Origin of the sequence: Rickettsia finnyi (genome assembly GCF_049668125.1) — a bacterium.
In the GTDB taxonomy this organism is placed as follows: Bacteria; Pseudomonadota; Alphaproteobacteria; order Rickettsiales; family Rickettsiaceae; genus Rickettsia; species Rickettsia kotlanii.
The window spans coordinates 800,749-819,490 of record NZ_CP187160.1; the positions used below are offsets into that span (position 1 = coordinate 800,749).

Here is an 18,742-nt window from a genome sequence, read left to right on the forward strand (position 1 = left end):
TTCTTGCAATGACGATTTAATAAGCTAAACAATTAAAATCAAAAAAATCATGCATAACATATTTAAAGGTTTAATTACCGCACTTATAACACCTTTTAAAGATAATAAGTTAGACTTATATGCTTTAGAGAGAATTATAAAACATCAAATAAAGCATGAAGTCGATGCAGTATTAATTGCAGGCTCAACGGGAGAAAGTAGTAGTTTAAGCTTTGAAGAATATAAATTATTACTGCAAACTAGCGTAGAAATCGTTAATAAGTGTATTCCTATAATAAGTGGGTGTTCATCAAATAATACTATTTATGCAAGAGCACTTGCAGCGGAATCTACAAAAATCGGCGTAGATGGTTTTATGGCTAGTCCACCATCTTATGTCAAACCTACCCAACACGGGATTTATAAGCATTTTGAAGCATTGCATGAAGCGTGTAATCTACCTATTATGTTATATTCAGCTCCAACTAGAAGCGGAGTAGATTTTTCTGATGAGACAATATTGAGACTTAGCAAGCTACCGCGTATTTTAGCATTAAAAGATTGTGGTGTAGATTTAGAACGTCCATTGCGGATCAGAGCAACAGTTAAAAAGGATTTCAATATTTTAACCGGTAATGATGAAGTAGTCTTAGCTTTTAACGCTCAAGGTGGGGTAGGGTGGACTTCTGTAGCCTCTAATATTGTTCCTAATATATGTAAAGAGCTATTAGAAAAATGGAATAAGAACGATACTAAAGGAGCATTAGAAATCCATCAGAAATTACTACCTTTATATACAACATTATTTGTAGAATCTAATCCGATTCCGATAAAATATGCTGTACATTATTTAGGTTTATGTGAAAATGAAATTAGACCCCCATTAACTGAAGCAAGCGATAGTGCCAAAAAACAAATTGAAAACATCATAACATCACTATCTATAAAAATATGACCGAATATAAGAAAGTTATTGCACAAAATAAGAAAGCCCTTTTTAATTATTTTATTGAAGAAAGATTAGAAGCGGGTATTGTATTAAAGGGTAGTGAAGTACAGTCTCTGCGTCAAGGCAAAACTTCTATAGAAGAAAGTCATGCGGCAGATACCGGACATGAGGTATTTTTGTATAACTGCCATATTGCAGAATATGAAAAAGCGAATAGATTTAATCATACTACTCGTAGACCGCGTAAATTATTGTTGCATACTAAAGAGATAAAGAAAATTATCGGTAGAATTAGAATAGAAGGCTATACGCTAGTAGCTCTTTCTATGTATTTTAATAAACAAAATAAAGTGAAAGTTGAACTTGGTATTGCTAAAGGTAAGAAATTATATGATAAAAGAGAGTCAATTAAAGAAAAAGACTGGAAAAGAGATCAGAGCAGATTAATCAGACAGAAGTAATGGACTGTGCTACACCGGATGACAAGTCGGCTTTATTACATAGCTCGTTTTATGTCATTCCCGCGCAAGCGGGAATGACATATAGAATTACTTAGACTTTAGGAAGATATTAAATTTTAAAAAAGGTATTTATGCAGCATATTATAGGTAAAATATTGGTTATATTTGTAGTTGTGATAGGAGTTTTATTTGTTTTCAAAACAATGAAAACTTATTCTACAAATTTGGTTTCCGTTGAGGTTAAACAAAGCGAAGATGCAAGAAAATGTGAAGAGGAAAGAGTACAAGAAATAATCAAAGATTATTTGCTTAAAACTCCGGAAATAATAATAGAATCAATAGAAGGGTTACAAAAACGTAAAGTACGGGAAAATGAGACTAAAGTTAATAACTATCTAAAAGATAATAAGTTAGGTATTGAAGATAGCACAAGCTTTCCTGTTATAGGAAATAAAGACGGTGATGTAACAATAATTGCTTTTTATGATTACAATTGTTCTTATTGTAACAAAGGCGATGTTGCTATAAATGAATTATTGCAAAATGATCCAAAAGTTAAAGTTGTATTACGACCGCTTCCTATCCTTGGAGATGTGTCTGAATATCTGGCAAGAATAGTTTTAGCCGTTTATAAGGTGAATCCAAGTAAATTCAAAGCTGTTCATGATGAATTAATAAAAATAAGAGATGTTTCTAAGGAATCTATAAAAGAATTATTAACTGAGAATGGCTTAAATGCTACGGAAATTGAAGAAAGTGCCGATAGCTATGAGATTCAAGATTTAATTACTCAAAATATGAAAATAGCTAGAAGTCTTAGAATGCAAGGAGTACCTGCGTATATAATTGATTCAAAATTAATACCTGGGTTAATAGATTTCCCACAATTACTAAATATAGTTAAAGAAATTAGGGATAATAAGAGTTCTTAAGAATTGTTACGTAGACCAGTAAATGCTTTTTATATTATTTCCGTGAAAGCATTGTTGCATGGATATCCAATCATCATTGCGAGGAGCGAAGCGACTTGGCAATCTTGTCAAGCATCCTGAAATTGCTTCATCAATTACTGACGTAATTGCCTCGCAATGACGACCTTCAGTCTTCCACGCAACAAGGCCTAGTAGGAATGACAGCAATTGCTCTTGAATAACTTTAGCCTTTATTTAGTAAATCTAACATAGTTTTACCGATATCGGCAGGGGATCTAGTGATAGTTACGCCGGCACTTTGTAGAGCTTCAAGCTTATCTTCGGCACTTCCTGTTCCTCCGGCAATAATAGCTCCGGCATGTCCCATTCTTTTACCTGGTGGTGCTGTAATACCTGCAATAAAGCTTACTATAGGTTTCTTGATTTTTGACTGCTTGATAAACTCAGCTGCATCTTCTTCTGCATTACCGCCAATTTCACCGATCATAATAATTGCTTTTGTTGCATCATCTTTCAAAAACATCTCAATACAATCAACAAAATTAGTGCCGTTAACAGGATCGCCGCCTATACCGACACACGTAGATTGTCCAAGTCCTACTGCTGTTGTCTGTGCTACTGCTTCATAAGTTAGAGTACCTGATCTTGAAACAATACCTATCGTTCCTCGTTTATGAATATGCCCAGGCATAATACCGATTTTACATTCACCCGGTGTGATAACTCCAGGGCAGTTAGGACCGATCAATCTAGTTTTAGAACCGACTAAAGCACGTTTTACTTTTACCATATCAAGCACCGGAATTCCTTCCGTTATACATACTACTACTTCAATTCCGGCATCGATTGCTTCTAATATCGAATCAGCGGCAAAGCCGGGCGGAACATATATAACGCTTGCATTTGCACCGGTTTTTGCTTTTGCTTCATGTACGGTATTATATACAGGTAAATTAAGGTGAGTATGACCACCTTTGCCGGGTGTAACACCGCCAACCATGTTAGTGCCGTACGCTATCGCTTGTTCAGAGTGAAAAGTTCCTTGTGAACCAGTAAAGCCCTGACAGATAACTTGTGTTTTTTTATTTATTAATATTGCCATGTTAAATAATTTTTATTGTTTTTATTTTACTTTGATGTCATCCCGCGACTTGATCGTGGGATCCATCCAGTCCTTTTTTAATTTTTTTATGGATACTGTGGTCAAGCCACGGTATGACACTGAACTGGTTTTCGAGCCATACAACAAGGTCAATCCCTGCATAGTTCATGACGGTTATCTACCGTATCGCTTCAACTATTTTATTTGCCGCATCTGCTAAATCATGTGCCGGTATTATTTCTAAACTGGAATTTAATAAAATTTCTTCGCCTTTTTCAACGTTTGTACCGGCTAAACGAACTACTAACGGTACTTTTATACCTATGTCTTTTGCAGCTGCAATAATCCCTTCTGCTATAATATCACAACGCATGATACCGCCGAAAATATTAACTAGAATCCCTTGTACTTCTTTATCAGATAAAATTATTTTTAAAGCTTCCTTTACACGCTCACGATCAGCTCCACCACCGACATCCAAGAAATTAGCAGGCGAAGCACCGTAAAGTTTAATAATATCCATAGTGGCCATGGCAAGACCGGCACCATTAACCATGCAACCGATATTACCGTCCATTTTTACATAGCTAAGTCCTGCATTTGCTGCTCTAGTTTCTAGAGGATCTTCTTCATCATAATCACGCATTGCCGTAATATTCGGATGCTGAAATAAGCCGTTATCGTCAAAAGTAATTTTTGCATCTAACGCTAATAAGTTCCCATCGCTATTTACAATTAATGGGTTGATTTCAATTTGTGCTGCATCGGTTTCAATAAAAGCATTATAGACTGATTTTACTATGTCTTTCATCTGTTTTGCTTGGTTATCCTTAAAGCCTAACTCATAAGCTATGCCTCGCATATGAAAATCTTGTAAACCGGTTGCAGGATCAACAGAAAATTTAATAATTTTTTCCGGAGTTTTTTCGGCTACTTCTTCAATGTCAACTCCTCCTTCTGTAGAAGCTATGAAAGTAATACAGCTAGCCGATCTATCAAATACTATACTAAAATAATATTCTTTTAAAATATCACAACCGGATTCGATATAAAGACGGTTTACTTTTTGTCCTTGAGGTCCTGTTTGATGCGTTACTAAATTAATACCAAACATGTCATGAGCAACTTTTTTGGCTTCTTCTTTACTCTTAACAACCTTAACACCGCCTGCTTTACCTCTACCGCCGGCATGTATTTGTGCTTTAACCACATATACTTCCGTATTTAATTTATCTATGGTTTCATTAATCTTTTCGGTTTTCGTAACAACTAGCCCGTTGGTAGTAGGTACGCCGTATTTTCTTAAAATCTCTTTTGCTTGATATTCATGAATATTCATTTTAAATAATTTATTTAAATTGCTATTAATTTTTATGGATAAGATGCATTCTTAACTTCTCTTACTATGTCTTTATCAAAAGTGATAAACTTATTAGCACTATTGACTTCTCCTTCTGCAATAATCATATAATCGGCAAAGTCTGCTTTACCTTTAATATATTTCTCAGTAGCTGATATTATTATGTCTTGATGCCTAATGATAAAGCTGGAAATCAATAAGATTAATTACTGCTTCATAAATTTCCTGGCGAGTAAATTTATTTACTTTTAGCACCCATACAAATTCAAGTAATGCATATGATGCAATAAAAATCTTATTAGTGATATTATTTTTTAAGAAATTTTGAGCTGCTTTATCTTGTATTTCATCATCTTCAAGAAAAGTACAAGTTAAGATATTAGTGTCAATTCCTATCATTTTCGATAACCGCAATACTAATAGCTTCATCTACATCCACCGGACCGTTTGTAGCTTTATGTTTACCTTCTTATATATTTGGTATAACTACCTGTCCTTTCGATGAGACTACTACTCTGGCACTTTTACTCATAATACTAATATAGTAAGTTATCTAATCTTACTTTGTATATAAAACACAATTTATTATATGTCAATAAGTTTATAATAAGGTTACTCATTCAACATCCTCTTTAATACGTTATCTTTCCTAATTAAAGTGATGATATAATGCAGCTAGTATATGCAAAATAATTAAAGCAGTAAATAAGCAGCCTTTTTATGGATTTTTTTAAAGATTTTGGCAAATTGTAAATCTGGAGCAAAAGAATTTATAGTAAACAAACCATAAAAATCAATATGATGGTTTGATAAAATAGTCATTAGAAAGCCGCTTATCAGCATTAATAAGCAAATTTATATTAATATTAGCGGCTTTTTTGCCAATTCGACATATCTTCCGGTAGCAAAACATTAGCATTATAGAATTTCCATAAAAGCCTTATTATTACTAAAGATAAAACAACTATACCGGTTGCTTCATGTATCCCGTATAATTGCCATTTTAAAGGAAGTTCTACGAAATTATCCATTAAGAAACCGACAACGAGCATTACTATAACTATAATACTCATGATCCAGTAAAAAAGTTTTGCAATTAAGCCGTAAGAATTTTCAGTATTTATGAGTATCATGTAGTACTCCAATAAATTATTCTAAACTTACTTAATGTCATTTTCGCTCTTCTATGTCATCCCTGCAAAAGCAGGAATCTAAAAAACAATAAAAAATACTAAAATTATTAGTATTTTTAACTAGATCTCATGGACAAGCCACCGGGGGTGACACCGCGTCGCAGTATGACAGTTTCTTCTTAATTCCCAACTGCCTTATCTATGATCTTTTCTGCCTCTGTACCACTAATTTTTTCTTTATCATTCAGAATGAGATTAGCATTCTTTAAGTCATCTCCTATATGTTCCGCTCTTCCTTTTAAAATCTTAGCTAAAAACTGCTCGACAAGAGCGTAATATGAGATTCTATTACCGGGTTTTGCAAATCCATGACCTTCATCTTTGTAAAGTGCATAAACTACCGGTATATGCTTTGCTTGCATGCTGTTGACAATCTGTTCTGATTCTGCTTGCACGACTCTCACATCGTGAACACCTTGTGCTATAAATAAAGGCTTTTTGATATTATCAACAAAATTAATTGGTGATCTTTGTCTTAAAAACTCTTTTTCTTCTTCAGTATCCCAAGGTCCTATACGTGTTTTATATATACTTAATAATGGTGTCATATAAGGGGCTTTAGATTGCACATGAGTTAATAAATTAGACATACCGACAACGTCAACACCGCAAGCAAATACGTCAGGCGTCATGGTAAGACCTACAAGCGTTGCATAACCTCCATAGCTTCCGCCCATAATACAAACTTTGTCAGAATCAACTATATTATTCTTAATAGCCCAGTTAACACCATCAATTAAATCGGTGTGCATTTTACCGGCATATTCTAAATTACCGGCGTTTAAGAAATCTTTCCCAAAACCAGTAGAACCACGGTAATTTATACTTAAAACTGCGTAACCACGATTTGCAAGCCACTGATGCTCAGGATGATATCCCCAGCTATCACGTACCCACGGACCGCCGTGGACATTTAAAATTAGAGGTACTTTTCTATCGGGTATATTATTTTTATTGAGCTTTACATCATTTGGAAAAGTAATATAGCTAACTAAATCAAGCCCGTCACGTGACTTGATAATTATCGGTATCATCTTAGCAAGATTATATTGTTCAAGTTCTTTGCGATTAGTAAATAAAAACTCAGCTTTTTTATTTGCCCTATCATATTTATAATATTTCACTGGTGCATTATCAGCCATATAAGCAACGATCCAAGTTTTATCGTCTAGTGTCCTACTATTAATAATTAAATCACCGCGATCAATAGATTGCAAATATTTAATATCATCTTCAATATCTTTATCTAATATTTTATATGAGACTCTATCATAATCTATAGATACTGCTTGCGGAGTTTGCTTTGTGGGATGCACTGTAAATAAGCCAATATCGGCTTTTGCATCTTCGGCTAATATTTCTTCACTACCTGTAGCTAGTGTTATAGCTTTAAGTGCGGAGGTATTACGATTACGTCCCTCTAGCATATATAAAGTTTCACCGCTAGCATCAAAACCAAGTATGGAAGTGTTAAAAGAATCTTCCATTGATATCTTAGTAAATAACTTTGGTTCTCCGTCTTTTAATTCATAATATTCAACAGCTCCGTCTTTATCTAGTAAGCTACCGAATCTTAAATTTAAATTTTCATCGGTTACATAATCAGTAAATCTATCATTTTTATAAATCAGTTCTTTTTCTAGAGTATCTAGATTTAATTTGTAAATATCAAAATATTCAGGATTACGCTCATTTAAATATATTAATATCTCATTTGGCTTCTTATGACTTGCTCCGGCTATTTCGGCTTTAACTCCTTTTGCAGGAGTAAGTAATTTTGTCTCTTTTGTCTCTATGTTATAGCTATAAATTCGGTCATTTTCATCACCGTTAAAATCTTGGGTATATAAAATATTTTTATTATTATAAGCTTTAGTATAAGACCAAATACCGCGTCCTTTGTCATGAGTTATAGCTTCTGCTTTACTAATATCATCTGAGGGTGCTAGCCAAATGTTTAATACACCGTCTTTCGGTGCAACATATAGAATATATTTGCCGTCATGGGTTAGAGAAACCCTTGCTTTATCAGGGTTGCCGAATAAAACTTTTCTGGGGATTATTTGATTGTTATCCGTTATCGTTTGCGTTTGAAACATAAAAATACCGACACTTATTATTAATATAGTGCCTATAATATAGAAAATTTTACTCATTACTAATAGTTTGTTATTTAGTTTTGTAGTCTTTTGATGTCATCCCAGCTTCTGCGGAAATGACATTCAGGTCATAAAATATAATTGCTACACTCTCTCAATATTGCTTAAAAACCAATCAACTTCTTTGGTATTAGCATTACGTGTAAATGTCCATTCTTCTTTTAAATCTTCGATTTTGTCAACTACATTTTTACCTTGAAATAGTAATTTAATAAATATGTTATTACCGAACATGTAAATTTCTGAATATTTTGCACTTAAAGCCGATGAGTCAAAAAAATCACCATAGGACGGTGTTATTTTTTCAAATTCTGCCAAGTATCTTTTATCTATCAGCTCAGATAATTCTTTAGCATCTTTTTTATAAGCAGCTTCTATAATCATTTGAAAAGCAGTTTTAGCATTATTTATGAATTTAACCGGATCAAAGTAGTAAAGGCGTTTATGGACTTGTTCCATTCCATCTACGACCGCAGTTATATTATGTTCTACTATTATATCTTTAAAAGCTTTAATATCTTGGGTTGTTGGAATATTTGTTTCTTCTTTATTAGATTTAACTGTACTGTAAGTTACGTCCTTAATAACCGGTTCGCCAAAATAAGATTTTTGCTTTGTCTGTTCCTCTTCTGAAGTAGAACCGAGAGTCGTAATTAATTTGTTAATAATGTAAAAGGCAATAATGGCAAAAATTAATAACTCTATTATTTGAGGAGACATTTTCTATTTATTTTTATTAAAAGATTATTCTTATATTTTAATATAAAAAAATAATCTTTTAAAGTTTTTTAATAAAAATAAGGGCTTATTTTTATTTGAGTTATACTTAAAGTTTAAAAAATAACTAAAATATCTTGATTATTTTAATTATTATGATATTATTGTTTTATGATGTTTAAACTCCATCATTGCAAAACATTTATAGCCTTTAGTCCATTTATGCTAGGGGGCTGTTGTACTAAAGCTTAATTTTTAAGCGTTTGTAATATAACGGATAATTATTGTTTTCAATGATTGAGTTTATCCCCTCGCACCTATCTATCTATTCACTTTTAATTGACGAATGAATTGGCGAGCTGGTAATTCAATTATATAATGCAAAATAGTAGCTATTGTAACCGAAGTAGCAAATTTAAGCCATAAAGGAGTTGGATAAATCCAGTAATATGCTACAAAAAATTCTGTAGTTAAAGCAGAAAGGTATAAAGCATATGAAATTTGACCTAGAAAATATGTTATTGGATTACCGAAAATAAGTTTACTTATCCTGAATCATTAGATGTTCCAATAATTATTAAGGATGAGCCAACTGCAGGCCACCAAAGTGTTTCTGCATTAATTATAATAAAAATATAAGCAAAAACAGCAATTCCTAGAAATGTAATAATATTATAAATAATATAATTAAGTTTCAAAGATTTTATATATTTTGTAATAAAAAATGTTATACAACCAAAAATAAATACACCTAAAAACATTATTATGCTTTTACCGTAAGCAAATTGTACTCTTTCGTTACTAATATGGGGCTGCAGTCATTGCAAAGCATAAGGAGCAGAAATTATCCAATAAGATATAAATAACAAGATTATCAATAACTTAATTATTGATAATCTGTGCATCAATGATATTAAAAAAGGAAATAATTAATATTAAAATAAAACCGGATAACACAAAAAATATTATACGATCCCAAGACCCGCCAAGTCTTGCTATATTCATTCCAATTGAGTTACCTGGCCAAATTATATGTGGTGTGTAAGAAGAATACCCATAATGCAGCATACCCGCGTAAACCTGTTAATCCTTTTATTTCTTTTAAGTTATCTATTTTGTTATGCCATATTTAAGTTATAATATTACTGATTAAAATATGGCATGATACAATAACCTAAATATTAAAACAATTTATTAATAATAATTTTTTTAATAAATTATTAGATTTTTATATTCAGAGATCTTTTAATAAGTGTGTCACTTTTATAGCATTATCAAATCCGTGATCGTAATGAAATCTTATATCAGGCGAGAATTTCATATTTATTTTATTAGTAATGAAATTTCTGATAGCATTTTTAGAATTATTTAATGCATCCATAATTTCATCTATTGTTAGTTTAGTATTAAAAGGCCAGAAATAACAATTAGCTATTTTGAGATCAGCAGTCACTATAACTTTCGTAATAGTGAGAGGACAATTAAAAAGTCTGCTATCCAGCATTTTGCCACGCCTTAGAATTTCTATTAATACTTCATTTATAATGCTTGCTAATTTTTGTTGTCTATGAGAATTAGTTTTGGTTAATTTTTTCATGAGTTAAAATATATACAATTCTAAGGCATAATAGCATGCTTTTGCCAAACAACCAATACCTAAAAATTTTAGAAATTTTGTTTTAAAAAAACCGGAGAATAAAGAAATAAAGCTTCCCCAAAAAGAAAATGCCATTAAGAAAATTATAAATATCTCATATTTATAATATAGTTTTGTTAAATTTTTATGTCTTAAAATATTTTGTGCATTTTTGGAAGCATAAAAGATATTTAAAACTATTTTTCCAAAAATATAATTGACTGCATTACCGCTAAGAGAAGCACAAATAGCTACTAACAGCATTATTAAACTATTATAGCCTCCGAACATTTTCATAGAATGAAATATTAATTCATTCTGAAAACCTATAACAAGATTTGAGACAAAACTATCAACAAATAATAAACTATATGCTTCAAATTGATTCATGAATGTAATATATTGAATTTTGATTAGGGGCATTAATCGTCATTGCAAGAAAAAACTGTAAGTTTTGACGAAGCAATCTCATGCCAAAATCCTGAGATTGCCGCAACCCTGACTATCTAACACCAAAATAAAGTAACTGGCAATGAAAAAACAAATTATTTATCCTGATTTTATAGCACGAATTTTTTCTACGGCACTTGATTTATCATTATTTGCCTTTATAGCAATCCCAATATCACAATTTTGTTCTTTTAATTTATTATGGTTGTTCTTTAATGATTATTTCCTTAGCAATAACATTAATCTTCATAATCCCAATGAAATGTTTAACTCGGTTATGAGTCAGGAATTTTATGAATATCTTAAAGCAGGAAATTTTAATAAATATATTTTGTTTAATATTTCAATTTTTGTTACTAATATATTAGTAATAGGCTCATATTTCATAACGCTTTGGTATTATAAAGGTGCAACGCTTAGTAAAATGTTTTTACGTATGAAAATCGTAGATGCCGTAACATTAAATCGTCCGACTTTAAAGCAGTTAGTTAAAAGATTTTTAGGGTATATGACTTTTCCTATCGGTATTTTTTTCATACTTTTTTCTTCTAAAAAACAAGCATTACATGATAAAATAGCCGGAACCGTCGTTATTAAGTCTTAAATGTACTCCTAAGTAATAGACGAAGTTTAATTTGGAAAAGAGCAAGGAGTCTATAAGGCGAGGAGCAGAACGTATACTTAATAGGTGAGTACCGCAGTTCTTATAATATGACGTAGCTCATTTTTCAAATTAAACGAGTATATTTATGAATGAGACAAATGATAATGATATAGATCAGCTAATTTATCTTTTTTCAAAATTACCCGGTCTTGGTAGTAGATCGGCAAGGCGTATAGCGCTTTACCTATTGCAAGATAAAGACGTAAGATTAAAAAGCCTGATTAATAATCTTGTAGAGATAGATAGGAAAATAGTAAAATGTGAGATTTGCGGTAATATGGATACGGAAAATATTTGCCGTATTTGTTCTTCTAAATATAGAGATAAATCAATTATTGCTATTGTCGAAACTGTGGCTGAATTATGGGCAATGGAGCGTAGCGGTAATTTTAAAGGTTTATATCATGTACTCGGTCATAATTTATCGGCAGCTAGTAGACAAAACCCTAGCATACTTCGGTTACCTGAACTACTTAAAAGATGTTTTGCAGAAAATATTAAAGAAGTTATTATTGCTACTAATTCTACTTTAGAAGGTCAGACTACTGCTTATTTTATTACAGAATATTTAAAAGAGCATCCTGCTAAAATTTCTCGCCTTGCTAGCGGTATACCTATCGGAGGTGAACTTGATTATTTAGACGAGGGTACCGTATCTGCTGCTATTAACCTACGCCAACCTTTTGAGTAAAAATTGATAATTTTATTAAAGTTATAGTGAATTTTGATGAAATTCTAGACGATGTTCGCCGGCGAATTTTATTACATCATTATGATTTCCTGAATGATCAAAATGTATCAGTAATTCACCTTGTTCGTTTGAATGTAATATATTTGTGAATAAACGCTAGTCACCATCAATTTTAATTTCAGCTACTTTTTTACCAATAAATTTAACGCCGTTATCTCCTGTTGTCTATATATTATATCTTTCTTTAAGGCATTTATAAATTTATCACATTGATTCTTATCTAATTTTTCTTGTAATTTTTGCTAATTCTTCCATAACATTCAAGTCCTTGATATTTGCCTAAAGCAGTAGTGTTATTACTTGTAATTTCTCCTTCTTGATTAACTTTCCAACTGCTGTAACTAGGAATAACCTGCCCGATAGTATGAAGTAAATGTGCATTTTTTTATTGATTGATAATATTCATGAATTTCTATAGGATTTTGATTTTCATATTGCTCTAGCTCTTCTTTAAGTGATAATAAACCAATATATTCCTGTATCTTTTCGTGATCATTAGCTAGTCTTGCAGCTGTGAGTCCATTCTCAATGGCTCCCTGATTTTTATTATCATATTTGTACAATTCCCTAAACTTTCTTTAACGCTAAGTCGTATTTCTTAATTGCGATTAAACAAGTGATAATCTTATTAATTTTTTCTATAGCTTGTGCTTGTGCAAAATTAAGGTTGCTAACAAGAGCTTCGATATGCATTGGGTTAATATATTCTTCAGGATTTAATAAAATTCTATTGTCTGGAAGATATTACAGAGATATGGAGTTATTTTATTTTTAGGTATTTTTTGTATAAATTGTTTAGCTAATTTATATTGTTTGGTATATAAGGCTGTTGTAGATAGTAATATAACACCACCAATAGAGTTGCTAATTTCGATTCACTCATCCTTTAGGTTTTCTTCATTCACAATTTTCTCAGCAGCAGAATATTGATTGTATTTGGCAATATATTGAAAACATCGAAACTGTTTTTTACTATCTTTAGATAAATTGTCTTGGTTAATTAGATTTAATTTAGCTTTAGCCATTTTAACTAAATTAAAACTCATTGCTGTCAAAATTTTGATATCTGTAGGAGCATTTTTGATTAAATTTTTTGTTTCTATTGCCCTTTCGTTAAGTAAATAAATATTAAATAAGCTATAGATTGAATCGCTATTGTTTGGTCGATCCTTTAAAAGGCGTAATAATTGCTCTTTATCTAATGATAATTTTCCTGTATTATTGCTACTGATAGATTATAACGGCAAAAATAGATGAATTTACTTTCCTGTTTTTGCTCATTGTTTACTAGATTCGCTAGTCGTGGTGCAAGTAATGTTATTATTTCATCATATTTTTTGGTAGCAAGCAATATTTCAGAAAAAGAGCTGAGAATAGCAACATCTTCTATATTTGCTAATTATTTAATAATTTTAGGTTGAAATTTAGGTTTTACAAATAATAAAATTTCTGCAATAACATTTAGATATTTTTGATACCATTCTCCTTGAGTTTTAAGTAAATTTAAAACTATAGGTGCTGATTTAAGTATATCTTTAGCTACTTCTGCCATTAATAAAATATTCTTCTCTACTACGGCTAAACGAAAAATATTTTTCTTAGCGATAAATTTATTGATGATCTTAGTGATAGGGTTAGAAGAATTGGAACTAGGTTTGTATTCAAAAAATATTTCTACTTTAGAATTTTTATTAATTAAAGCATTATATCCACTAATCTCATAATCTTTAAATAACTCATGATTTTTAAGTTCTTCGTAACTGTTTTTTTAATACACATTCCAATAACTTTTTTGGGTTTTGACCTCTTTTATCTTCTTAATTGCTAAATTAGCAAATTCTGAAGCTAATTTTGAATTTCTTATTTCTTTAATAGTTCTTAAATAATTATTTTTTATATCGAAATCCTTAACTATTGCTGAGTACAATTCTATAGCTGTATTTAAGGGTAATATTATGAGTTTCAAGTGGTAACCATAAAATATATTTTTAGAAAAGTTAATAGAAGACTTTTTTGATTTCATATATGATGCCTAGTTATTTTTAACAAGGCATCATACATTAGTGTAATTCTTAGTCAAAAAATTATTAATATTTTTTAATAATTACCCACCGAATTGCTCTTTAATAATTCTATCTTCCAGTGTATGGTTTTTATTAAAGAGTAGTTTGATAGGCTTATCCTTAGTAGATTTAACGGTAACATTTGTGATATTATTAAACTCCTGAAAGTCGGCAGTAGCATTTACCGGTCGTTTATTTGTATTAAGTATTTCAAATTTAATCGTAGCAGATGAAAGCAGTAAAGCACCGTGCCATCTACGTGGTCTAAACGAGCAGATAGGGGTTAGGCATAACATGTTTGACTCAAGCGGTAAAATAGGACCGCTGGCAGATAAATTATAAGCACTACTTCCGGCAGGTGTTGCAACTAAAGCTCCGTCTGCTACTAATTCGCTCATTCTCTCTATCCCGTTTACGTCTATTCTAAATTTAGCAACTTGATTAGTTTTGCGAAATATCGATACTTCGTTAATAGCAAGTGCTGTATATATTTGACCGTTCGTATCTTCGGCTTGCATAAGAAGAGGATTTAGGATAGAAACCGTACTTTCGTGTATATTTTGTAATAAATTTTTGGTATCTAAAGGATTCATTAAAAAGCCGAGGCTTCCTAAATTAACTCCGTAAAAAGGTACATTAAGATGCATATAGCGGTGAATATTATGTAGTAATTCTCCATCCCCGCCTATTACGATAATGACCTCCGCTTCCTCTATTTTACAATAATTATAGAGTTTTTTTATTTCCTCTATAATAGCTAAATGTTTGGAATTGTGGTTATAAATCAATGCTATTTTATTTATATTCATTATATGAATTTCCTTTTTAATATATAGACGCTTAACTAATAATAAGTTATAAGAATAAAGTAATAAAATAAATATTAAGTTAAATTATGTCATCATTCAACATCAAAAATCATAAAAATGATCTGCTATTTGTACCGCTAGGGGGAGCTAATGAAATAGGTATGAATCTTAATCTTTACCATTATCAAGGTAAATGGTTAATGATTGATTGTGGTAGCGGTTTTGCCGATGATTATTTACCCGGTGTTGATATGATAATTGCTGATAGCAGCTTTATCGAGAAATATAAAAAAGATATAGTAGGTCTGATTTTAACTCATGCTCACGAGGATCATTTAGGTGGAGTCCAATATTTATGGAATAGCCTTAAATGTCCTATTTATACTACTACTTTTACAGCAAATTTTTTAAAAATTCGTTTAAATGAATATGATTTTACTAAAAATATAAAAATTCATGAAGTAAAACCTGGTAGTAAAATAAATCTAGATCCTTTTTCCTTAGAGATGGTGCCACTGACTCACTCGGCTCCTGAAATGCAAGCAATTATGATCCGTACGGATGCAGGTAATATTTTACATACGGGAGATTGGAAATTTGATAACGATCCAATACTTGGGAAAAAAGCCGATGAGGAGCTTTTAAAATCTTACGGAGATGAAGGGGTTCTTGCACTTGTTTGTGATTCAACTAACGTATTTAATAAAGGAAGTTCAGGTTCTGAGGGGAATATTAGAAAAAGTTTAGTAGATATTATAGCCGGTTGTCCTCAAATGGTAGTAGTTTCAACCTTTGCCTCTAATTTAGCACGGCTTGATACAATAATTCATGCTGCAGGACTTGCAGGTAGAAAAGTAGTCTTAACCGGTAGAAGTTTGCACCGTATGATGCTTGCTGCGCAGGAAAGCGGCTATTTGAAAGATATTGCTCCTCTAATTAGTGAACGTGATGTTAGCAGATTTAGAAGAGAAGAATTATTAGTAATTGCTACCGGTTGTCAAGGTGAGACTATGGCTGCCACCGCAAAACTGGCTAGTAATTCTCACCCGTCTATAAAACTTGTTCCTAAGGATACAATGATTTTTTCTTCAAAAATTATTCCGGGTAATGAAAAGAAAATATTCAGGCTATTTAATATATTTGTTAAAGCCGGTGTAGAAGTTATTACCGAGCGAGACCATTTTGTACATGTTTCAGGACATCCATCGATTGACGAGTTACAAAAAATGTATTCTCTAATTAGACCGAATATTTGTATACCTGTTCATGGCGAGCCTGTACATATTCATGAACATGTTAAGCTTGCTAAGAAAAACGGCATAAAACAGGCAGTAGAGGTTGAAAACGGTAGTGTAGTACTGCTTGCACCTAATAATGCAAAAGTAATTTCAAAGGTTGAAAACGGTTATTTAGCTGTTGACGGTAATTATTTGCTGCCCGTTGAATCTCCGATTTTCAAAGCTAGAAGACATATGCGTGAGTCGGGTATCGTGGTAGCATCAGTAGTCATTAATAAAAAAGGACTGCTTGCTGCAAATCCAATACTGTCTATGCCCGGGCTGCTTGATCCAAAAGAGGATATGGCATTAGTTAACCTCATTAAAAACGACATTAAAGAACTTGTTACCATTCAAAATAAACAGGCTAAAAAAGCATTGTCAGATGAACAAGTAATCGAGGTAATAAAAGGAACAATCCGTAAAACCTTAAAACAAGAAATTAATAAGTCACCCGTTATAATAGTAAATCTTGAGAAAGCTGTGGAGTAATGAAATTGTTATTGTGAGTATGTATTGTTTTATGGTTCGAGAAATTCGCTCGATGTCATTCCCGTCTTAGTGAGAATGACATAAACAAGCCAAGTAATGATACCTACAAACCTGCAAGTGACAAAGAAAAAATAAGCACATGAACAAATTTAAAAATATTGCGGTTTATGGGGGAGGGAGTTTCGGTACTAGCCTTGCTTCTTTAGCAGCACAAAACTGTAATAACGTTACTTTATTTTTACGTGATGAGGCAATAGCAAAGGAAATTTTACATAACAAAACTAATGTAAAATATTTAGGGGATATTAAATTACCTGCTCATTTACAGGCTACTACAAACTTAGATATAATTAAGGATTTTGAACTAATTATTATTGCAGTGCCGTCTTACGCTTTTGATGACTCAATAAAATTATTAAAAACTCACAGCATTTCTAAAGACAATACTCTTCTAATTGCAACAAAAGGCTTTGCCCGTAATCCTACCACATTATTTTCAGATAGGTTAAAAACTCTATTACCGCATAGCCCTACAGCGTTTTTTGCAGGTCCGAATCTAGCAAAAGAACTTGCTAAAAATTTACCTGCTTCGGCAAGTATTGCAAGTTTAGATATAGATATAGCAAATAAAATAGCTTATAACCTAAGTTCAAAAATTTTTACTACTAATGTGTCAAGCGATATTGTAATATTACAGGTAGCAGGAGCTTTAAAAAATATTTTTGCTATTAAAAGCGGGATTGATTTAGCAAGAAAGCAGGGCGAAAATGCAAGAGCAACGCTTATAGTAGCTGCATTAAAAGAAATTGTTATTTTATCAAAAGCTTTAGGTGGTATGCAAAAAAATTCTGATATTTTACTAGAGGGCGTAGTAGGCGATTTAGTACTTACTTGTTATTCGTTAGACTCACGTAATACAAAATTTGGTTATGAACTTGGAATTAGTAGCGATAAAAAGAAATTTTTACAGGAATATAAAGAGTTAGTAGAGGGAAGAGAAGCATTAAAATTAGTTTTGGATTTGATAAAAAAATATAATTTACATATGCCTATAATTTCCGAAGTAGCTTCGTGTGTTATTCCTTATGTCATTCCTGCTTTTGCAGGAATGACATAGGTATCCACGCAACAATGCCTCCACGGGAATGACATATGACTCCACGCAAACAATACCAATCAAGTATTACAGCAATCTCTTCATCTGTTCTTGCTCTAATTTTTCTTCTTTAGCTAGTTTGTTTAAAAATGCTTTATAAAAACCGTTTGTTATATATACAAGTTCCATTTTGGTATTTAATTCAGAAGATTCAAGTATGATTACACATTTACCATCCTTGAAAGTGACCACTTTATCATTTTCTTCTTCTAAACTAATATTTATCTTTTAAAATGTTATAAAACTCTTCAAATTTATTTTGATCTATAGTTAAAATAACGGCTTCTATTACATTAAAATCATTACATATCACTAAAGCTTTAGATATAGTTTTTGTATTTGGTTCTATATAATAATTATATCCTTGCTAATAATTAGGTTCTTTATTGATGATTTTGTATTTGTTTGTTAGATCTATATTGATAGTTTTATTTAATTCAAGCCCAAGTGGCATAGGATTAGAATAGATATTTAAACAAAAAAATATAATGAATAAGGATAATAGATTTGGCATAAATAATATGAAAATTTCATATTAAATTAGATGCCTTAAATAACATAAACTTTTAAAAGTTTCAATTAGAAATTTATT

Annotated in this window: 24 protein-coding genes and 1 pseudogene; 7 read left to right on the top strand and 18 right to left on the bottom strand. The window is 31.4% G+C overall.

Translation table 11 applies throughout. The features are described 5' to 3' along the window. Positions 1–49: 49 nt before the first annotated feature. The 3 genes from dapA to ACPKKV_RS04435 all read left to right on the top strand — a co-directional run bounded on the left by dapA (position 50) and on the right by ACPKKV_RS04435 (position 2,321). Positions 50–934 (top strand): 4-hydroxy-tetrahydrodipicolinate synthase, encoded by an 885-nt coding sequence (dapA, locus tag ACPKKV_RS04425; RefSeq protein ID WP_392506436.1) that lies wholly within the window; start codon positions 50–52, stop codon positions 932–934. Further along, positions 931–1,389, top strand: coding sequence for an SsrA-binding protein SmpB (gene smpB / locus ACPKKV_RS04430; protein WP_392506437.1), 459 nt, complete (start codon positions 931–933; stop codon positions 1,387–1,389). Before dapA ends, smpB begins: the two co-directional genes overlap by 4 nt. Positions 1,390–1,520: 131 nt before the next feature. Beyond that, positions 1,521–2,321 carry a DsbA family protein gene (locus ACPKKV_RS04435; protein WP_392506439.1) on the top strand — a complete coding sequence of 267 codons (801 nt, stop codon included), beginning with the start codon at positions 1,521–1,523 and terminating at the stop codon, positions 2,319–2,321. Between the two features lie 223 nt (positions 2,322–2,544). Here ACPKKV_RS04435 and sucD read toward each other — a convergent pair whose 3' ends face one another. The 11 genes and pseudogenes from sucD to ACPKKV_RS04490 all read right to left on the bottom strand — a co-directional run bounded on the left by sucD (position 2,545) and on the right by ACPKKV_RS04490 (position 10,878). After that, on the bottom strand, positions 2,545–3,423 hold the full coding sequence (sucD, locus tag ACPKKV_RS04440; protein WP_392506440.1) for a succinate--CoA ligase subunit alpha: 879 nt from the start codon (positions 3,421–3,423) through the stop codon (positions 2,545–2,547). Positions 3,424–3,601: 178 nt separating this feature from the next. After that, positions 3,602–4,762 carry an ADP-forming succinate--CoA ligase subunit beta gene (gene sucC / locus ACPKKV_RS04445; protein WP_392506442.1) on the bottom strand — a complete coding sequence of 387 codons (1,161 nt, stop codon included), beginning with the start codon at positions 4,760–4,762 and terminating at the stop codon, positions 3,602–3,604. Between the two features lie 32 nt (positions 4,763–4,794). Next, positions 4,795–5,182 (bottom strand): annotated as a pseudogene (locus tag ACPKKV_RS04450) (type II toxin-antitoxin system VapC family toxin). Between the two features lie 294 nt (positions 5,183–5,476). Continuing rightward, positions 5,477–5,605, bottom strand: a complete 129-nt coding sequence (locus ACPKKV_RS04455) for a hypothetical protein (protein ID WP_014392220.1) — start codon at positions 5,603–5,605, stop codon at positions 5,477–5,479. Positions 5,606–5,649: 44 nt separating this feature from the next. Beyond that, on the bottom strand, positions 5,650–5,856 hold the full coding sequence (locus tag ACPKKV_RS04460; protein ID WP_424492208.1) for a cytochrome b: 207 nt from the start codon (positions 5,854–5,856) through the stop codon (positions 5,650–5,652). Between the two features lie 239 nt (positions 5,857–6,095). Continuing rightward, positions 6,096–8,132 (bottom strand): S9 family peptidase, encoded by a 2,037-nt coding sequence (locus ACPKKV_RS04465; protein ID WP_392506444.1) that lies wholly within the window; start codon positions 8,130–8,132, stop codon positions 6,096–6,098. Positions 8,133–8,219: 87 nt separating this feature from the next. After that, the gene (locus ACPKKV_RS04470) at positions 8,220–8,855 is read right to left on the bottom strand and encodes a Tim44/TimA family putative adaptor protein (RefSeq protein ID WP_392506445.1); all 636 of its coding nucleotides are present in this window, start codon (positions 8,853–8,855) and stop codon (positions 8,220–8,222) included. Positions 8,856–9,397: 542 nt separating this feature from the next. Continuing rightward, positions 9,398–9,550 carry a hypothetical protein gene (locus tag ACPKKV_RS04475; protein ID WP_424492209.1) on the bottom strand — a complete coding sequence of 51 codons (153 nt, stop codon included), beginning with the start codon at positions 9,548–9,550 and terminating at the stop codon, positions 9,398–9,400. Positions 9,551–9,734: 184 nt separating this feature from the next. Beyond that, positions 9,735–9,920 (bottom strand): hypothetical protein, encoded by a 186-nt coding sequence (locus ACPKKV_RS04480; RefSeq protein WP_392506446.1) that lies wholly within the window; start codon positions 9,918–9,920, stop codon positions 9,735–9,737. A gap of 166 nt (positions 9,921–10,086) precedes the next feature. After that, on the bottom strand, positions 10,087–10,449 hold the full coding sequence (gene rbfA, locus ACPKKV_RS04485) for a 30S ribosome-binding factor RbfA (RefSeq protein ID WP_392506447.1): 363 nt from the start codon (positions 10,447–10,449) through the stop codon (positions 10,087–10,089). A 3-nt stretch (positions 10,450–10,452) separates the two neighbouring features. After that, entirely contained in the window at positions 10,453–10,878 is a 426-nt protein-coding gene (locus tag ACPKKV_RS04490) for a DedA family protein (RefSeq protein WP_392506448.1), read from the bottom strand. 142 nt (positions 10,879–11,020) lie between these two features. Here ACPKKV_RS04490 and ACPKKV_RS04495 point away from each other — a divergent pair, with 142 nt between their 5' ends. Together ACPKKV_RS04495 and recR are read left to right on the top strand one after the other, a co-directional pair. Then, positions 11,021–11,542, top strand: a complete 522-nt coding sequence (locus tag ACPKKV_RS04495) for an RDD family protein (protein ID WP_392506449.1) — start codon at positions 11,021–11,023, stop codon at positions 11,540–11,542. Between the two features lie 145 nt (positions 11,543–11,687). Continuing rightward, entirely contained in the window at positions 11,688–12,293 is a 606-nt protein-coding gene (gene recR / locus ACPKKV_RS04500) for a recombination mediator RecR (RefSeq protein ID WP_392506450.1), read from the top strand. 401 nt (positions 12,294–12,694) lie between these two features. On the opposite strand, the gene ACPKKV_RS04505 is transcribed toward recR, so the two are convergent. From ACPKKV_RS04505 to ACPKKV_RS04530, 6 genes are all read right to left on the bottom strand, one after another. Further along, positions 12,695–12,916 (bottom strand): hypothetical protein, encoded by a 222-nt coding sequence (locus ACPKKV_RS04505; RefSeq protein ID WP_392506451.1) that lies wholly within the window; start codon positions 12,914–12,916, stop codon positions 12,695–12,697. A 4-nt stretch (positions 12,917–12,920) separates the two neighbouring features. Further along, entirely contained in the window at positions 12,921–13,046 is a 126-nt protein-coding gene (locus ACPKKV_RS04510) for a hypothetical protein (protein ID WP_392506453.1), read from the bottom strand. A gap of 182 nt (positions 13,047–13,228) precedes the next feature. Continuing rightward, positions 13,229–13,378, bottom strand: a complete 150-nt coding sequence (locus ACPKKV_RS04515) for a hypothetical protein (protein WP_424492232.1) — start codon at positions 13,376–13,378, stop codon at positions 13,229–13,231. Between the two features lie 374 nt (positions 13,379–13,752). Continuing rightward, the gene (locus tag ACPKKV_RS04520; RefSeq protein ID WP_392506455.1) at positions 13,753–13,905 is read right to left on the bottom strand and encodes a hypothetical protein; all 153 of its coding nucleotides are present in this window, start codon (positions 13,903–13,905) and stop codon (positions 13,753–13,755) included. 216 nt (positions 13,906–14,121) lie between these two features. Then, the gene (locus ACPKKV_RS04525) at positions 14,122–14,376 is read right to left on the bottom strand and encodes a hypothetical protein (RefSeq protein ID WP_424492210.1); all 255 of its coding nucleotides are present in this window, start codon (positions 14,374–14,376) and stop codon (positions 14,122–14,124) included. A gap of 81 nt (positions 14,377–14,457) precedes the next feature. Next, positions 14,458–15,225 carry an NAD kinase gene (locus ACPKKV_RS04530; RefSeq protein ID WP_392506456.1) on the bottom strand — a complete coding sequence of 256 codons (768 nt, stop codon included), beginning with the start codon at positions 15,223–15,225 and terminating at the stop codon, positions 14,458–14,460. Positions 15,226–15,311: 86 nt separating this feature from the next. Here ACPKKV_RS04530 and ACPKKV_RS04535 point away from each other — a divergent pair, with 86 nt between their 5' ends. Both ACPKKV_RS04535 and ACPKKV_RS04540 read left to right on the top strand, forming a co-directional pair. After that, complete coding sequence (locus tag ACPKKV_RS04535) at positions 15,312–16,994, top strand: ribonuclease J (RefSeq protein WP_392506457.1); 1,683 nt, start codon at positions 15,312–15,314, stop codon at positions 16,992–16,994. Positions 16,995–17,133: 139 nt separating this feature from the next. Next, positions 17,134–18,111, top strand: a complete 978-nt coding sequence (locus ACPKKV_RS04540) for an NAD(P)H-dependent glycerol-3-phosphate dehydrogenase (RefSeq protein ID WP_392506458.1) — start codon at positions 17,134–17,136, stop codon at positions 18,109–18,111. A gap of 66 nt (positions 18,112–18,177) precedes the next feature. Here the strand turns inward: ACPKKV_RS04540 and ACPKKV_RS04545 are convergent, their stop codons facing one another. Further along, positions 18,178–18,342: a hypothetical protein gene (locus ACPKKV_RS04545; protein ID WP_392506460.1), complete on the bottom strand. Its 165-nt coding sequence runs from the start codon at positions 18,340–18,342 to the stop codon at positions 18,178–18,180. Positions 18,343–18,742: the final 400 nt, after the last annotated feature.

What these genes read in the sequence shown, in the direction of transcription:
- ACPKKV_RS04465 (WP_392506444.1), bottom strand. Translation starts at nt 8,132, where the DNA reads ATGAGTAAAATTTTCTATATTATAGGCACTATATTAATAATAAGTGTC.
- ACPKKV_RS04435 (WP_392506439.1), top strand. Translation starts at nt 1,521, where the DNA reads ATGCAGCATATTATAGGTAAAATATTGGTTATATTTGTAGTTGTGATA.
- ACPKKV_RS04510 (WP_392506453.1), bottom strand. Translation starts at nt 13,046, where the DNA reads ATGCATATCGAAGCTCTTGTTAGCAACCTTAATTTTGCACAAGCACAA.
- ACPKKV_RS04515 (WP_424492232.1), bottom strand. Translation starts at nt 13,378, where the DNA reads ATGGCTAAAGCTAAATTAAATCTAATTAACCAAGACAATTTATCTAAA.
- smpB (WP_392506437.1), top strand. Translation starts at nt 931, where the DNA reads ATGACCGAATATAAGAAAGTTATTGCACAAAATAAGAAAGCCCTTTTT.
- ACPKKV_RS04455 (WP_014392220.1), bottom strand. Translation starts at nt 5,605, where the DNA reads ATGACTATTTTATCAAACCATCATATTGATTTTTATGGTTTGTTTACT.
- sucC (WP_392506442.1), bottom strand. Translation starts at nt 4,762, where the DNA reads ATGAATATTCATGAATATCAAGCAAAAGAGATTTTAAGAAAATACGGC.
- sucD (WP_392506440.1), bottom strand. Translation starts at nt 3,423, where the DNA reads ATGGCAATATTAATAAATAAAAAAACACAAGTTATCTGTCAGGGCTTT.
- ACPKKV_RS04530 (WP_392506456.1), bottom strand. Translation starts at nt 15,225, where the DNA reads ATGAATATAAATAAAATAGCATTGATTTATAACCACAATTCCAAACAT.
- ACPKKV_RS04535 (WP_392506457.1), top strand. Translation starts at nt 15,312, where the DNA reads ATGTCATCATTCAACATCAAAAATCATAAAAATGATCTGCTATTTGTA.
- ACPKKV_RS04495 (WP_392506449.1), top strand. Translation starts at nt 11,021, where the DNA reads ATGAAAAAACAAATTATTTATCCTGATTTTATAGCACGAATTTTTTCT.
- ACPKKV_RS04525 (WP_424492210.1), bottom strand. Translation starts at nt 14,376, where the DNA reads ATGAAATCAAAAAAGTCTTCTATTAACTTTTCTAAAAATATATTTTAT.
- ACPKKV_RS04460 (WP_424492208.1), bottom strand. Translation starts at nt 5,856, where the DNA reads ATGAGTATTATAGTTATAGTAATGCTCGTTGTCGGTTTCTTAATGGAT.
- ACPKKV_RS04470 (WP_392506445.1), bottom strand. Translation starts at nt 8,855, where the DNA reads ATGTCTCCTCAAATAATAGAGTTATTAATTTTTGCCATTATTGCCTTT.
- ACPKKV_RS04520 (WP_392506455.1), bottom strand. Translation starts at nt 13,905, where the DNA reads ATGGCAGAAGTAGCTAAAGATATACTTAAATCAGCACCTATAGTTTTA.
- ACPKKV_RS04480 (WP_392506446.1), bottom strand. Translation starts at nt 9,920, where the DNA reads ATGCTGCATTATGGGTATTCTTCTTACACACCACATATAATTTGGCCA.
- ACPKKV_RS04490 (WP_392506448.1), bottom strand. Translation starts at nt 10,878, where the DNA reads ATGAATCAATTTGAAGCATATAGTTTATTATTTGTTGATAGTTTTGTC.
- dapA (WP_392506436.1), top strand. Translation starts at nt 50, where the DNA reads ATGCATAACATATTTAAAGGTTTAATTACCGCACTTATAACACCTTTT.
- ACPKKV_RS04540 (WP_392506458.1), top strand. Translation starts at nt 17,134, where the DNA reads ATGAACAAATTTAAAAATATTGCGGTTTATGGGGGAGGGAGTTTCGGT.
- rbfA (WP_392506447.1), bottom strand. Translation starts at nt 10,449, where the DNA reads ATGAAAAAATTAACCAAAACTAATTCTCATAGACAACAAAAATTAGCA.
- recR (WP_392506450.1), top strand. Translation starts at nt 11,688, where the DNA reads ATGAATGAGACAAATGATAATGATATAGATCAGCTAATTTATCTTTTT.